11 protein-coding genes are annotated in these 16,366 nt (G+C 47.1%); 2 read left to right on the top strand and 9 right to left on the bottom strand.

Annotated features, from left to right (window positions below):
* Positions 1-3: 3 nt before the first annotated feature.
* Positions 4-1,056, bottom strand: coding sequence for a glycosyltransferase family 4 protein (locus FSB75_RS20060; protein ID WP_146791114.1), 1,053 nt, complete (start codon positions 1,054-1,056; stop codon positions 4-6).
* A gap of 168 nt (positions 1,057-1,224) precedes the next feature.
* On the opposite strand from FSB75_RS20060, the gene FSB75_RS20065 reads away from it, so the two are divergent.
* Positions 1,225-3,069 (top strand): ABC transporter ATP-binding protein, encoded by a 1,845-nt coding sequence (locus FSB75_RS20065; RefSeq protein ID WP_146791116.1) that lies wholly within the window; start codon positions 1,225-1,227, stop codon positions 3,067-3,069.
* Positions 3,070-3,072: 3 nt separating this feature from the next.
* Here the strand turns inward: FSB75_RS20065 and FSB75_RS20070 are convergent, their stop codons facing one another.
* From FSB75_RS20070 to FSB75_RS20095, 7 genes are all read right to left on the bottom strand, one after another.
* The gene (locus FSB75_RS20070) at positions 3,073-3,669 is read right to left on the bottom strand and encodes an exosortase/archaeosortase family protein (protein WP_146791118.1); all 597 of its coding nucleotides are present in this window, start codon (positions 3,667-3,669) and stop codon (positions 3,073-3,075) included.
* A gap of 99 nt (positions 3,670-3,768) precedes the next feature.
* Entirely contained in the window at positions 3,769-4,011 is a 243-nt protein-coding gene (locus FSB75_RS20075) for a PID-CTERM protein-sorting domain-containing protein (protein ID WP_146791120.1), read from the bottom strand.
* 45 nt (positions 4,012-4,056) lie between these two features.
* Positions 4,057-7,239, bottom strand: a complete 3,183-nt coding sequence (locus tag FSB75_RS20080) for a T9SS type A sorting domain-containing protein (RefSeq protein ID WP_146791122.1) — start codon at positions 7,237-7,239, stop codon at positions 4,057-4,059.
* A gap of 31 nt (positions 7,240-7,270) precedes the next feature.
* Positions 7,271-7,732, bottom strand: coding sequence for a hypothetical protein (locus FSB75_RS20085; protein ID WP_146791124.1), 462 nt, complete (start codon positions 7,730-7,732; stop codon positions 7,271-7,273).
* Between the two features lie 498 nt (positions 7,733-8,230).
* Positions 8,231-8,353, bottom strand: coding sequence for a PID-CTERM protein-sorting domain-containing protein (locus tag FSB75_RS22430; RefSeq protein ID WP_394345159.1), 123 nt, complete (start codon positions 8,351-8,353; stop codon positions 8,231-8,233).
* A gap of 173 nt (positions 8,354-8,526) precedes the next feature.
* Positions 8,527-12,294 (bottom strand): nidogen-like domain-containing protein, encoded by a 3,768-nt coding sequence (locus FSB75_RS20090; protein WP_146791126.1) that lies wholly within the window; start codon positions 12,292-12,294, stop codon positions 8,527-8,529.
* 516 nt (positions 12,295-12,810) lie between these two features.
* Positions 12,811-15,207: a TonB-dependent receptor gene (locus FSB75_RS20095; protein ID WP_146791128.1), complete on the bottom strand. Its 2,397-nt coding sequence runs from the start codon at positions 15,205-15,207 to the stop codon at positions 12,811-12,813.
* Between the two features lie 217 nt (positions 15,208-15,424).
* Here FSB75_RS20095 and FSB75_RS20100 point away from each other — a divergent pair, with 217 nt between their 5' ends.
* Positions 15,425-15,748, top strand: coding sequence for a hypothetical protein (locus tag FSB75_RS20100; RefSeq protein WP_146791130.1), 324 nt, complete (start codon positions 15,425-15,427; stop codon positions 15,746-15,748).
* Positions 15,749-15,855: 107 nt separating this feature from the next.
* Here FSB75_RS20100 and FSB75_RS20105 read toward each other — a convergent pair whose 3' ends face one another.
* Positions 15,856-16,266, bottom strand: coding sequence for a response regulator (locus tag FSB75_RS20105; RefSeq protein WP_146791132.1), 411 nt, complete (start codon positions 16,264-16,266; stop codon positions 15,856-15,858).
* Positions 16,267-16,366: the final 100 nt, after the last annotated feature.

Raw genomic sequence — 16,366 nt, forward strand, 5'->3', positions numbered from 1 at the left:
GTTTTACGCGAAAGTATTGTAAACCTCTATGTACTCTTCCGCGGCGCGGTGCCAACTGAATTTTTTTGACTGTTGCACAACGGCTTCGGCTTTTTTTGTTTCGCTGTAATCCCTCATGCCGTTGGCGAATTGTTCTCGCATGATATCCGCATTAAAATTTTTGAAGTAGTAAGCTGCATTGCCGCCAATTTCGGGCAGGCAGGTTTCGGTGGAAAGAAATACCGGCTTGCCGTAATGCATGGCTTCCACTACGGGCAAGCCAAAACCTTCGGCAAACGAAGGAAACAAAAACGCCTCGCAATGCTTGTAGTACCAATGCTTCTCGCCTTCGCTCACCGGCCCAATAAGATGAACACGATCTTTTACGCCGAAGTTTTTTGCGGCTTCCAAAATCTTTTCGCCGTATGCTGTTTGATGCAAACCAGCGATGATCAATTCATAGTCGTTGTTCACAAGCAGCGGCGGCAGCACGTGAAAATTTTTTCGCGGGTAAAGCTGGCCGATGGAGAAAAGAAAAGGATGCCGCGGAATGTTTTGCGGGGGTTGAATTTGATCTTCCGGTAAAAAAGAAGCGCCGTTGTAAATCACCCGTTGCGGTTTATCTTTTATAGGCAGAAATTCGTTGGCCACATCCAAAGCGTATTGCGAAATGCCCACGATGTAATCGGCCCGGTGCGCCCTTTTTCTTATTTCGCCAAGCACCCGTTTGTTCCGCCGCGGATTGTCTTTTTCTTCGATTAAAAAGTTGAGATCGTGAATGGTATAAACCACTTTTACTTTTTTGGAAAAAGGTTTGTACCAGGAAAGTGTTGTGGTTACATGCCAAACATCAAACTTGCCGGTGCCAAAGCGAAAAAATTTATCTACCGAGCGGTGCTTTTCGTACTGAACTCCGGGGCCAAAAATGCCTGCGTCCTTTTCCGGCACGTAAAAATGAAGCCGCATGTCCTCGGGCTGCGCATCGGCCAGACATTGCCCCAGTTCTTTCGAAAAAATGTACAAGCCGTTGTAAGGATTGTGCTTCAGGCGGTGCATGTCAATGAGAACATTTTTCATTGCTGAAACGATTTATACTTGCCCGCCAAAGCTTTTTTTTGTAGCAATGCGGAAGCATCCTTTGTGCATTTTGAGCTTCTTTTAATGAAACCGCCGGCTGTTAAAATTTGCCGGCACCGGCAAATATCCGCGTTAAATTCAGACAGTCAAAGCCCTTAGCTTTACGGAATGAAAATTTTATTTCAGTACCTCAAGCCCTATAAATGGCTGGTGTTTCTGGTGCTGTTTTTGGCAGCGCTTAACATCGGCTTCTCGCTCATTGATCCCATCATTTTTGGTAAGCTCATTGACCTTGCGGCTTATCACCAAAAAGAAACATTCTTTCACAGCTTTCACGATTATTTGTTCATCCACGAAAAGCTTCCCACGCGGGCCACGCCGCAAAAGCCCGCCGGCCTGATTATGATTTACGGCGTAATGTGGTTGCTGCTGGCTTCCATTACTGTGGCCATGGTCAGCCGCATTGCCAAAAGCTTCCAGGATTATTTTTTGAACGTCATCGTGCAAAAATTTGGCGCCAAAGTTTTTACCGACGGCTTGCAACACGCCATGAAACTGCCTTACCAGGAATTTGAAGACCAGCGCAGCGGCGAAACCCTGAGCATTCTTACCAAAGTGCGCACCGATACGGAACGCTTCATGAACAATTTCGTAAACATACTGTTTACGGTAGTGGTGGGCATCGTGTTCGTGGCCGTTTTTGCCGCACGCATTCATTGGTCGCTGCCCCTGATTTATTTCGGCGGTATATTCCTACTTATTGTTATCTCTAACCTATTGAGTAAAAAAGTAAAAGCCATTCAAAAAATTATCGTTGCCCAAACAACTTCGCTTGCCGGAACAACAACCGAATCGTTGCGCAACATTGAGCTGGTTAAAAGCCTGGGCCTCACGCAGCAGGAAGTGGAGCGTTTGAACAAAAACACGTATAAAATTTTAGGCCTTGAACTCACCAAAGTCAAACGTGTCCGCAGCATTGGCTTTGTGCAAGGCACTTTTGTGAACACGTTGCGCCAGGTAATTTTGTTTATGCTGATGTGGGTGGTGTTTGGCGGTTCGCTCAGTGCCGGTGAACTGGCCACGATGCAAATTTTTTCCTTTTTTGTTTTTGGACCTTTGCAAGAAATCGGCAACATCATTTTAAGCTACCGCGAAGCCGAAGCCTCACTGAATAATTTTAAAAGCCTGATGGAGAAGAAACCCGAAACCGAGCCGGCACAAGCAAAGCATCCCGGACCTGTGCGAACACTGGAGTTTCGGAAGGTTTCGTTTAAACACAAAACCGCGCAACACAAAGCCATTGACAACATTAGCTTTGAAACCAAAAAAGGTGAAACGATTGCCTTTGTGGGACCTTCAGGTTCGGGCAAAACAACGCTGATGAAATTGCTGGTGGGTTTGTACCGGCCACAGGAAGGCAATATTTTTTACAACGGTCTTGACGAGAACAGCATTCATTTTGACGACCTGCGCAAACAAATTGGCTTTGTAACGCAGGACACGCAACTCTTTAGCGGAACGATAAAGGAAAACTTGTTGTTTGTAAATCCATCGGCAAGCGAAGAGGATTTGCTGGATGCCTTGACCAAAGCCTCTTGCCAAAATCTTTTACAACGTGCGGAAAAAGGCATTGAAACAATGATTGGCGAAGGCGGGTTAAAATTATCGGGCGGGGAGAAACAGCGCTTGTCCATAGCCCGTGCCTTGCTTCGTCATCCTAATCTTTTAATTTTTGACGAAGCCACGTCGGCCCTCGATTCGCTCACCGAAGAAGAAATCAACAAAACCATTCGAAACGTTTCGTCGCTGCAAAATCAGATTACCATTTTGATTGCACACCGTTTAAGTACCATCATGCACGCCGATAGAATTTATGTGTTGGAAAGAGGCGTGGTGATTGAAACCGGCACACACGAATCATTACTGGGTGAAAAAGGATTGTATTATGCCATGTGGCGCCAGCAAATTGGTGAACGCAAGAACACGGTAAAAACAGAAAAGATATTGCAGTAAAGTCTATGAGGTTGCTTTTTGCCCCAAGTCTTTTTTGTTGCGTGAATAGTAGACAAACATCATTAGCAAAATCAAGCCGTAAGCAGCAATGTTAAACGTATCATGATGGCTCAACGTTGAAAAGTTGGGCCATTTATTTTTTATGGCAACAAGAAGCAAGGCCACACGCAAACAGTTAATGAACCAAATGCAAAACAAACCGCCCAGGCACCAATAAATTTTTTTTCGCCATGGCGTTGTATCGGCAAAAGCAAAAGCGGCCCAAAAACTCATAAGTTCTAATCCAACACAAGCCCAAGCCATAAAAAGCTTTCCGCCGGTTGCTATTTGCAGCGTGGAATTATCAAAAAAATGCGATTTTACCCCGAACAGTTGGGCGATAAAACTGGCTGTTTGCAGAATTGACATCTTCAGCCAAGAAACATAGTTAAGATAATGTTCTACAAACGGGCTGTAATAACCACCGGGTACAATTAAACCAATAACCAGCCAATTCATTAACCGGAAGAAAAGATAGAAAGCCAGCAGGCGCAAAAGAAATTTAACGACGTAGGACGTATCGAAAATTTTTGAAAGGGTAAGGTTTGGTTTGTTTATCATGGCAATGCGTTCAGGTAATTGAGAAAATCAGCAGCGCGCCAAGGCTCTACGAGGCCGGCGCACTGCTGAATAAGGATGGTTTGTCAAGACTCTGCAGATCTATTTTTCTGTTTGTTTTTGTTGGTTTTGTTGGTTTCGTTTGTCGCGGCCTTTTTTGGCGGCGTAGGCGATGCCGGCGGCCACCACCAGGCTCAGGCCGCCGTCAAAGGGCACGGCCCGTGTGGGATCGGGATCGTCGCCCGGATCACCGGGACCGCCCTGGGCGTGCACCAGCGGCGTGGCCAACACCAGGGCGAGGGCCAACAGAAGCGCAAAGCGAGACTTGCTTTTCATCTTTGTCATAATTCGAAGGGTTTAGAGGGTTAACGAGAAATGGTTGTTTTGAGTTTAGTTGATCAGCAGCGGAACGGTCGTGCTGCCCCCCTTGCCGCTTACCCGCAACTGATACGCACCGGGCGCAGGCTTCCTCGGGAGTTGTAGCCTTTCGGTAGACGATCCGCCTTTGTACTGCAGGCTTTTTGCAAACACAATGTTTCCACTGGCGCTGATGAGTGCAATTTCATACGTGCCTTTTTCCTGGTTGCCAAGCACAAGATTGATAACCGTCCCGGTAAGTGGGTTGGGGTAAGCGCTAACGTACTTCTTCTCTTCGCTTTCGGTTTTAATCTTCAGCCCAATGACAATCCTAAACCGGTCGCTTCTTGCAGAAGCTGCATCGGCACCAATTGTAAAGGGTACCATTGTTACCGCACTCATGTCAATTGGCATTGAGGTGTGCAGATACTTGTCTTCCAACACGGCTTTCAGGTTGCCGGAGACAAAATTGGAAGGCGTGATTTCGAGTGTGTATGCTTGTGGTTGCGTGTTCCAAAGCTTGAGCTGGATAACATCGCCTTCGTTCATGATCTCTCTTCTTTCAATCATAAAATCTTTGCTTTCATTTACGATTGCCAGGTTCTCGTTGATGTTAGCCGGTTTCTGTGCGTCTAGATTGTCTATTTTGTTTGAATAGTTGCTGCTGTACGAAACCATTGCCTCGTCTAACACATCCATTTTTTCCGCACCTTGTGCCTTTAAGGTTATACGTAAGTTTTCCTGCCTGAACGACGGCTGTTGTACATTACCTCCGCCAGCTACTCTAAACACATCCATTGCAGGCGTTGCAGATTTATCGTTCTCCTTAATGGTGATGTTGCCAGGGGTGCCACTCGTTGATGCCTGAACCAAGAAGCCTTGTCCGCTTTGAATGTACTGGCTTTCTGGACTGACCGATGCCGGTGTAACATCATAGGTTGAGCCATTAAAACTTAAGAGCACGTAAGCTCCGCTTGTAGCCATTTTTGGATCCCAGAGGTAGAAATTGTTTTGCACACCGTTACGGGTAATGGTGGCAAAATTGATGGGCGATGCATACGGATTGGGAATAGCGGTAAAGCCCGTACCGGCAACGGTAAACGTTTGGTCGCCCACACGCAAAGCGCCTTTTTCGCGAAGCGTTGTGTTGGATGGTGGTACATCATTATACCCTATTGGCAATGCACGATTGCCTCTCACAAAGGTCATGTAAGCCGTTCCACCAACCGGTGTAGCGTTGGTATTCTGCAATGGCTGCCATGTATTGTTGATATACGTTTTAATCGAAGAAGAAGCGCCAACGGGATTCTGATCAAAGCCATTTGCTACTGTACCGAATACCGGGCCACCTGTAATGTGCGTACCATAGCCGGGGAATGGATCGGGATTAGCCGAGAAGCCCAGAATTGCTCCTTCCTGCCATGCCTGGTTGATGGTCTGTGAACCGGATATCGGGGCGGAAAGAATTCGCCAGGCTCTGCGCATAGGTATGTACCGTTCAACGGTTACATCGCCGGAAATACTTCCCGTAACGGGTGCTACACGGGCCGTGTTGGCGGCTGAACTCTTGAGTGTTAACATGCCGCCGGTGTTTAAAGCACCGGTCGTAAGCGTCAATACATTCAGCACATCCAGCGCATTTATAAGCGTTGCCGAAGCGCCTGAGCCGCTCCGGTTTACGGTGAAGTTATTCAGCATATTTGCTCCACCGGTAAAGTTCAGATTTACATTTCCACCGTTGCTGCCTATTACAGCCAGGTTTGAAGTGTTGGAACCGCTAATGGTTCCGGGCCCCGCTAAATCGGTTACAGAAAGTGTATTGCCCGCAATTTGCAGTTGACTGGCTGAAGGAATATTGATTGTGCCTCCTACGCTCCAATCGCCGGTCATGGTGTAAACGCCCGGACGATTTGCCAATTGGAAAATTTTGCCGCTGCCGAAATCAGACGGGTTAGGACCACTGCCGTCCGGATTTAATCCCCACGTTAATACATTGTGTAAATCGCCACTCGACTTCGAGTAATAGATGTTGCCGCTGGAATTCACTACGTTTAAGGTGTACGTGCAACCTGTGATCACACATTTATCCTGTGCGTTAAATGTAACCGTAGACGTTCCGGTTGCGGAAGGTGTCCAGTTAAAGGTGGTGCTTACAGGATTGCCGTTGGTTGGTAGAGAAGGTGTTAGTGTAGCGCCACTTGGCACTCCTGTAGCACTCAAAGCAACAACGTCGCTGCTGTTCCCGTCAGATGCCGTTACAGTAAAGTTCATCGGCGATCCCACGGTACCGTTAATGGTTGAACCGCAAGTGGGAGAGGGTGAAACAAAAGCCGGAGCGATATTATCCGCACAAACAGAGATCGTAAACTCGCCAAAAACGGCTAAGCCAAAAACGGTGGAGCTGCCGGTGCCTGTATTGAACGAAGAAATGACGTTACCCGTAGCGATGTCAATTTTATAAACGTTGGCCGTATTAAAATTTGCACTCCAGAAAGAAGTTCCGTCAGGATTCAGGTTTAATGCGAACCAAGTATTCTCACCACTCACACCATAGTTCTGTACAACCGACCCCGAGGAATTTAGCCGTAAAATATTTCCTCCGTTAGCCAGTAAAACATCACCGTTCTGCCGGATGCGTAAAGCAAAGGCGCTTCCGCCAAGTGAGCTGGCAAAATTTGGGAGAGTCGTGTTGGTACAGCCGTTATACCGATTAATTGACGAGCCTTCCTGTGTGTACAAAAACGTGCATTGATCGGCAGCTAAATCAAAAAAGTCAATTCGGCCAGGCACTACGGTACCAAGAAAAGCTCCCGACGAATTGAACTTGCGGACGCCGTTGCCGAGATTGCCTACGTAAACATTTCCCGCATTGTCAAAGACAATGCTTTCGGGTGTTGAATAACCCGAACCAAAGGTTCCTTGCAAAACGCCGCTTGTATTAAACTTGCTAACAGAGTTTGCACTAAAATTGGTAACGTATAAATTGCCGGAGGCATCAAAGGCCATTCCCGTTGTAAAACCGCCCTGGCCTGTATTTAACGTTTGCACGAGTGTGCCGTTTGCCCTTCGCCACTGAACCTGCCCATTTCCTACAGCTACAAAAACATCGCCCTGTTGAAACTGTTGTGCGAACGTGTCGGTAAAGTTTAGAAATAAAATGGTGCATGCAAAAGCAAAAACATGCTTGCGCAGCAAGGGTTGTAAATAAGTCAACATACAAATTGGTTTAGGGATGAAAGCCTGTAGATTATTTCGTCACGGTCACGTTGGTAAATCGAAAATCACTCACATCTTCTGTACTGACCGGTGTTTCTTGTGCGGGTCTCGCGACCATACCTTTTTGAGGATCGGTCTGGCAGTCTACTTGCTCGGTTTTTCCGGGTGCAACCACAAGCTGTTTTTTTGCCTGGCCGCTTCGTTTGGCGGTGCCGTTTGCGCCGCTTACGTCAAAGGCTTCATTCCAGGAAATCGTAACGGCTTTGTTGTTCGTGTTCACGAACTTGAGCAGCGCAATTTTTTGACTGCCGCACGCTGCAATGCGGTAATAAAGTTCAACGCCACCGACGGTCGTACTCAGCTTCCAGTCAGGCGCTGAAGTTGCATTTGCAGAAGCGTTTTTTTGCGCAAGTGCTGATATGGGCAAAAGCAACAAACAACAAAAGAACAAGGGGTTTTGAAGGATCGTAAAAAGGCGATGAAGGGTGCGCATAAGCGATAATTTATTATGGGTGAATAAATAGCTTGCATTACAGGAAGCATTGCCCGCTTTGCGCATAACTTTTCTCTACATCAGCTCACGTCACAAACGCCGGCTGCTTCACAGAGATTCAATAAAATAGGTTTGCTAAACAGAATTGGATAGGAAGTTGAATTTGTTTTGGTTGCCTAAATTTAAAAATATAAACACATAACAACCAAATTATTTTTAATTCAAAAACAGCTAGAATCATTAAAGAAAATTATGGTTACGGACATTATATTTTTTGTTCTCCGTTTGTTTCTGCAACGCACAATACTGTACTCATTATAATAGAGGCAGGGTAAAGTAATTCGATAAAAATTTACAAAGCTACAAGCTAACGCAGACAGGCTACACGTGAAAAAGAAGAGCACAATACGCCAGAAATTACACAAAGAAAAGTAGTGTGCCGAAATTTAGTGACCGGCACACTACTTAGGGAAGTGAAGGCTCAGGCCTTTAGTTGTTTTATTTTTCTGTTTGTTTTTGTTGTTTTTGTTGGTTTTGTTGGTTTCGTTTGTCGCGGCCTTTTTTGGCGGCGTAGGCGATGCCGGCGGCCACCACCAGGCTCAGGCCGCCGTCAAAGGGCACGGCCCGTGTGGGATCGGGATCGTCGCCGGATCACCGGGACCGCCCTGGGCGTGCACCAGCGGCGTGGCCAACACCAGGGCGAGGGCCAACAGAAGCGCAAAGCGAGACTTGCTTTTCATCTTTGTCATAATTCGAAGGGTTTAGAGGGTTAACGAGAAATGGTTGTTTTGAGTTTAGTTGATCAGCAGCGGAACGGTCGTGCTGCCCCCCTTGCCGCTTACCCGCAACTGATACGCACCGGCAGAAAGCTTGCTTGACAATTCCAACGTTTGCGCCACGGTGCCACCGGAATGTTGCAGGTTCTTTCTCAATACCACCTGACCAGAGCCGTTAATTATTTCTACTGAGTAAAGACCTTGTTCCTTGTTGACAAATGCCAATTGAATTGTGTGTCCGTGCACAGGATTCGGATAAGCAGTAATGTTGCTTTTATCCGAAACTTTTGTGAGAACGTCAGGGAGTCTATGCGTCAGGATGATTTGGAAACGGTCGCTTCGCGCAGAAGCAGGGTCATTGGTGATTGAGAACGAAACTTTTGATTTCACTTCCAAACTAACCGGTGTGACCGTCTTCAGATACTTGTCTTCAACAAAAGCAAACAACCCCGTGCCAGCAAGATGAACCGGATTTATTTCAAACACATAAGTCTGCGCTTTTGTATTCCAAAGCTTCAAGGAAATCACATCATTTTCTTTCGGTAGTGGTTTTCGTTCGACCATAAACGTTTGCCCTTCACGAATTATGGCGACGTTCTCCTCTACGTTTTCCATTTTAACCGCATCCAAACCGTCTATCTTTTCAGCATACGTATTCCTATAGGAAGCAAAAACTTCGTCCAAGATATTGACGCCGCCGTCAGCATTTGTCGTTTGAAGCTGAACACGTAAACCCTGGCCGCTGCTTGGATCGGCAAAGAGAGGAGTAACAGGAATAGAAGCTGTGGGGCCGTTTGCTCTGAATACATCCATTGCAGGCGTTGCAGATTTATCGCTTTCCTTGATGGTGATGCTGCCGGAAACACCGTTTGTTGCTGGCCGTACCAGAAAACCTTGTCCACTCTGAATGTACTGGCTTTCGGGGCTGACAGGAGCAGGAACAATATCGTACCCGCCAGCACCATTGTCGCTTAACAATACATATGCACCAACGCCGTTTATACCACCCATTTTTGGATCCCAGAGGTAGAAATTGTTTTGCACACCGTTACGGGTAATGGTGGCAAAGTTGATGGGCGAAGCATACGGATTAGGAATAGCGGTAAAGCCCGTAGCGGCAACGTTGAACGTTTGATCGCCTATTCTTAATGGTCCTTTAGCTCTTAGTGTTGTTACCGTCGGCGGTACATCGTTTGTTCCAATAGGAATTCCGCGATCACCTCTGACAAAAGTCATGTAAGCATCGGCTCCCACGAAGGTTGCATTTGTGTTTTGCAGCGCTTCCCAGTTATTAAGAATACTGCTGTATCGCTTGATAGAAGACGCAGCGCCGGGGTTCTGGTCAAAGCCATTGGCTGTGCTGCCGTACGTTGGGCCACCGGTAATGTGCGTGCCGTAGCCCGGAGCAGGATTGGGGTTAGCCGACAGGCCAAGAATTGCTCCTTCCTGCCATGCCTGATTAATGGTCTGTGTGCCGGGTCCAACCATGGTTATTTGCCCGCGTATCTCACCACCGCCAAATTGAACCGTATGGAAGTTAATGTACGAGAGTCCGGCTAAAATACCGGGCAGATTGGTGGCAAGCGTTGTGCCACCGTTGCCCTCGGGCAAATCCCAGATACTGGTGAAGGTTCCGCCAACACCGCTGGCAAAAGGCGTAACGACAAGTTGCTTTGGATTGATGTCATTATCCGGCGTTCCAAAAAAGCCCCAACGAACGGATGCATTCGATCCGGGAGGTGCGCCAACATGAATATGTGCTGCGACCAGATTATCATTTGGATCTGGCGTTTGCGTACCGGTAATGTCAATATTGAATACCGTAGCAGTCATTGTCATGGCCGTTCGGGCTTCGTTTAACGAGAACGTTGCTGTACCGAAGGATTGCGGTCTTGGTGAGCCGTCTGAGCGAAGTAGAGGCCCAATTGCAGTTTCCTGAGAATTGGTCAGGTTTGCCTGTCCGGAAGCGGCACCCGAGGAAATGCCTCCCACAGGAGCGCTTAAAATTCTCCATGCACGTCGTGCGGGGATGAACCTCTCAACGGTTACGTCGCCGGAAATACTTCCTGTAACCGGAGCCACACGAGCTGTGTTTGCGGCCGAACTCTTAAGCGTCAACATACCGCCGGTGTTCAACCTCCCGGTTGTAAGCGTTAACACATTTAGTACGTTCAGGGCATTGCCTAAAGTGGCCGTTGCATTTGAACCGGAGCGATTGACCGTAAAGTTGTTGAGCGTATTACTACCACCTGTAAAGTTCAGTGTGACATTACCGCCACTTGAGCCTATTACAGCTAAGTTTGAAGTGTTGGAACCACTAATAGTTCCGGCTCCGTCCAATTCCGTTAACGATAAGGTATTGCCGTTAATCTGCAACTGACTACCCGAAGGAATGTTGATGATGCCGCCAACACTCCAATCGCCAGTCATGGTGTAAAGGCCGGAAGAACGGTTGGCAAGTTGAAAGGTACTGTCACCAAAATCAGATGGATTGGCGCCACTGCCGTCAGTATTTAGTCCCCACGTGAGCAGGTTGTGCAAATCACCGGTTGGCTTCGAATAATAAACCGGGCCAACGTTAACGCAGGCAGCGACGTTGACGGTTATATTAACCGTTGTACTTGCCGGCGTTGAAAAGTTATCGGTCGCCGTGAAACTTATTACATGCGATCCGGCATTGCAGGCTGCGCCGGTTATTGTAACCGAAGCTGTGGAAACCGCTCCATTTGAGATGGAAGTTGAAACGTTGCAAAGCCCACCTGTATTGATTGTCGTGGAGACAAGTTGATTAATTTCCGGCGGCAGGAATTGTAACGTCAGCGTCTGCGTTTCGCCGCAGGCAAGGTTCAATGTGTTATTTGCAGGCGCACCGCTCACCGAAGGCGGAAGGTTCGGGTTGTTCAATTCACCCGTAACGTTAAACGTAAAGCACTTGCCGTCAAGATAGTCAACGCCATCAATAGCACCACCGCCGCCATCGTAAGCCGATCCGGGAATACCAAACCGTCCTACCTGCACGTAGTCAACTGAGTTCCCCTTATTTATTCCAACTGTGGCCGGCCCGCCGCCAAAACCACCGGACCCGCCGGAGGCATCGCCGGTGGTCCATTGCATATCGTCATAGTAAAAGGCTACATTGTTGCCAACGCCGATGAGAGGATCGTTGCCATTCGTAATAATGATCTGGAACGTGTTAAGCTTATCGAGATGAGTAGAATAATAGCCGACTTGCGGGAAGGTGACAATAAGATTCGTAGGATTAACTTTATACCGTACGAGGTTGCCTGTCCGGGTGTCTACATCGGCCCAAAAAGCTGCCACCATCGGCACGTTGAAAGGAAAGCCATCCGCAGTATATTGTGACACGCCTGCGTCGAATGTAATGTTGCCATTGTTATTAATGTAAACCTGGTTGTAGGAAGCACCATACAGTTTAAATGTGAAAGGCAGCGTGATGGGACCAACAAACCCATCGTCATTTGCCGGAACAGAAGAATAGGTGTTGTCCGGCGGGAAATAGCATGTGGCAAGCGCATTGGCGCTAACCGAAGGGGCTGCGCTTTTTTGCATCGGCGCAGTTTTGCTTTTTTGTACTGTTTTACCCTGCGACACATTAATCAGCGCCGCCTTTTGCTTATCATAATTTGGGTCGCTTGACGGGTCGGTAACTACCTGTGCCGCCGCCTTTAGAAAGACCGAGCTAACAAGAAAAAAACCAATAAATAAAAACGCTTTGAAACTGGTAAGGCCGGGAGAGTGTGCCCTAATTTGGTAACGCTTGTTCATAAAGGTTGGTTTGTGGTTAAAGAATAAAAAGCTTAGATAAATCCGGCGTTTTCATTCGAGTGCAGATGTGCAACGAAGCAATTTCACAAACCTTAACGACGATCGTGTGGTGACGTTTTTCCTATGGAAGACCTGGATATTGGCATTGCCTGCAAAAGCATCAGTAACACAAGTTTCCCGATGTAATGCGGTTCGCTTTAAGCCGAGCACCAATCAAAAGTTTAGTTGCAAATGAGATTTTTCAGGAAACCGAATGACGGTAATTGGATAGGACGTTAGATTTGGTTCAGTGGAATAAATTTAAAAAGGAAAACAGATATAATCCAAATTAATTAAATGTAATTGTGCTGTCTTCCCTTATTTCGGTATGGTTACTTAATTTTTGACAACGCCGTCTAATACTCTTCCCAAAACCAAACTGTGTTTAAAAAAAGCCCCGCTTTTTAGAGCGGGGCAGTGTAAATTCAAAATAATTTATTCAAGCGGGAAAGCTATAAGAGCGGCGTTTCATAATGCTTATTTATTCGCACTAAACGTAAAAGGGATGTTCAACTTTACGCTAAAATTTCGTCCTGCGTTAAACACACCTTCTCTTCCGGTCACATTGTTTACATCGGTATATTTTAAACGGTTCAGGTGGTCTTGATAAACTTTATCAGCGATGTTGTTTACCGCGAAATGCAAGCTTGCCCACGTGCTTCCTTTCCTGTTTACAAAATCGGTCCCGATGCCCGCATTAAGCAATTGGTAACCGGGTGTAGCCGTTTCTGTGTTGTAGCCAAAGAAAGGTTTATCCTGCGCAAACGCAATGTTTTCTTCCAGCATTACGTACAGGTTGCGAAGGCTTTTGCCTTTCTTTAAAAAATTGCCGCGCAGTTCACTGATCAAACGGTTGTGCGGAATTTCGGGCAGGTTATAGCTTCCGTCAAGCGGCTTGTCAAAACGGCCACGCACATAGGAAAACGTATTTTCAAAATGCAGCCAGTCAAGCGGGTGCGGATGAAAATCAAATACCACCTCAAGTCCTGAAAGTGTGGCGTTGCTTTGGCCATAACGAAAGGCTTGAAACGTTTCACTGCCGCGGGTTACAAGCGAGTCGGCACCCGATGACGTTTGCAATCTCCGGTAAAAAATAAAGTCCTTGATGCGGTTGTAAAAGGCATTTAGCGTAAAACTGAAATGCGTATAATCTGCCTCTATTCCTCCGTCTACTTGAAAGCTTTTTTCAGACGCTAAATCGCGGCTGCCGTATTCGTAGCGTATTGTTCCCTCGTGAGCGCCGTTGGAAGCAAGTTCGGTCAGCGTCGGTGCACGAAAGCCCCGCGCAAGGTTTGCTTTGAAGGTGAAGTATTGAACCGGCGTGTAACTTATGCCTGCACTCGCCGACACGTTGTAAAATTTTCGTTGAAACGCTTCGAATTTAATGGTGTTTGCTTCCATGCCTGTCTTCGAATTAATAGCACGGTAATCGTAACGCAAACCACCGCTCACCGTTGCTTTGCCAAAATATTTTTGCGTAAAAACAAAGCTGCCGACGTCGAACAAATCGTATTCGGGAATCAGCGTTTCTTCGGCTTTGTTTCGATTGCTTTGCTGCATGCCGCCGAGGCCGAAGGTTGTTTGCCACTCGGCTTTTGTTGGCAGTGCAAACTGAAGGTTATAGTCGAGCGTTTTTAAATCAAAAAACAAATTGGGCGTGGTTGGTTGTTCGGGGTCTGCAAACTCACGTCGCAAATTATCTTGATAGGCAAGGTTTACTTTTAGCCGCGAGTGGCCCATGTTGAAACTGTTATCGCTAACCACTTTGTAATGCTTCACAATTTGATACGGCGCAACCGGCGTGCGGCTCTCGTAATCGTTGCTTTGCGAGATGCGCTCAAGGGGCGAGTCAGCATAAATCAAAAAGGCGCCGGTTGCGCTGTCACGGCGCCCTTCTACCAAGCCAAGATGTTGGTCAAAAGCACTAAAAATAAGATGACTGTAACCCCATGCTTTGTTCAACCCAACATAGCCGCCAAAATTAGCCTCCTTGAAACGCGAGTTCAACACGCGGCCGTCGAAACGGTTGCGGTAATCCCTTGCCGAACGTGATGTGCCGTAAACGTTCCAGTTAAAACCGTGATTGTTTCCGGCAAGGTTTAAATTAATACCAGCAAGGTTGTTGTTGCTTTGAAGATTGGTCAACACGCTTCCCCGAATCAAGCCATCGGGTATTGGTGTGTTGGTAATAAAGTTGACGACACCGCCCAATGCATCGCTGCCGTACATCAGCGATGCCGGGCCTTTTAACACTTCGGCACGGGTCACGCTTAATTCGTCAATTTCTACGCCGTGTTCTTCGCCCCATTGCTGTCCTTCCTGCCGCACACCGTCGTTCACTACAACAACGCGGTTAAAGCTCAACCCGCGAATGACGGGTTTTGAAACAGCGGGTCCTGTACTGATTTGCGAAACGCCGGGCTGGCGGCTAAGCATGTCCACAATGTTGGTAGAGGGAATCTGCAACATCTCGGCTTTGCGAAGAATACTTACCGGAACCGGCGAGTTGCGGGCATTGGTGGCTTGCGCTACACCGGTAATGATGATGCCTTGCTGCTCGCGAATGGCGGGCACTAAGGCAAAATCTTTGGTTGTATTTGCGCTAATGTCAATGTGCAACACAGTTGTGGTAAAGCCGCTGTACGACACTTCAATAATGTGATGGCCGCCTGCTATGTTTTTAAATGTGTATTCACCTTGAGCGTTCGCTACCGCACCCGAGCGGGAGTCGTCAATGGAAACGCTGGCCCCAGCAAGCGGCAGCGCTGTTTGCGCATCGGTAATTTTTCCGGTTAACGAAAAGCCTTTTGACGGTTGTGCATTAGCAACAATCACAAAACACACAGCAACTATAACGAGCAATAATTTTTGCATGAAAATTTTTTAGGAAATGAAAATGAAAGATGTAAGTAGATGATGGTTAGACGCAGCGCGCCGGAGGGCCGCGGCTTTCTGTAGTTTGGAAAATTTGCGGTAAAAGAAAAGCAATGAAGGAAGGACTGAATGAAACGTGAAAGACCTGCTGCGCAAAGCCGAAGGAATGCGTTACGGGTACGTAGGGAACCGTTACCACCAAATCTGTAAAAGCACAATGAAAGCCTTGCGTATGCACGCAGGCTGTCTGCTTGTCAATGTGCTTGCACGCTACGCCGTCGGTGTGATGGGCCAGCGCATCGTGGAAATAGCTTTTGGGAAGAAAACTAAGAAGACAAAGAAAAAGAAGCGTTGCCGAAACGAATTTTTGTATGGCGGGTCTCCTGCACAACGAGGGTTCAAAATTGATTTGCGCAAAGATATAATCTCACACCCAACATTGCCCGAACAAGTTGAAGGTGACCGACGGCTACTGCCTTTGGGTCGTTTGTTCAATGCAGTTCCGAACGCTGAAGAGTGCGACGCGACCGGCGCTCAATAGCAGCACGAGAGCCCGGTACATAAAAAAAGACTCAACCGGAATGATTGAGTCTTTTAGTAGTTTAAATACCGAAGCCTTTGCTTAAAAGCGGTGAAGCAAAAAAATTTTCAGTCCTTCATCGCTGAAAAAAAACCTGCAACAATACCCTGATAATCGTCGAAGCGAAACGGCTTTTTGAAATACGAAACCGCGCCTAGTTGACGGCAGGTTTCGCGTTCTCTTTCGCTCTCGTGCGTTGAGAGAATGACAACCGGGATGCCTGCTAAATGTGGATCGGATTTTAAATAATGCAAAGTTTTGTGACCGTCCCAACGAGGCATGTTCAGGTCAAGAACAATAAGCGAAGGCAGGGAATCGGCAGAAACTGAATTCAGGTACCTGACGGCTTCTTCACCGTCGGTAGAACAAATCAGATGGGCTTTGTTGCCTGCATCCTCCAAAGAAGTTTTAAGAAAGATGCAGTCGTCGGTATCGTCATCCACATAAAGAATGACCGATTTGGTGGTGGCGTTGCTCATAAAATGTAGAGGTTGGTGGTAAAACGAATATAAGTTCTTCGTTTATGCTTTGCAATAAATAAGTATTTATTTTTTTATTGCACCGTTCCAACAAACAATA

It is taken from the genome of Flavisolibacter ginsenosidimutans, assembly GCF_007970805.1.
Lineage (GTDB): Bacteria > Bacteroidota > Bacteroidia > Chitinophagales > Chitinophagaceae > Flavisolibacter > Flavisolibacter ginsenosidimutans.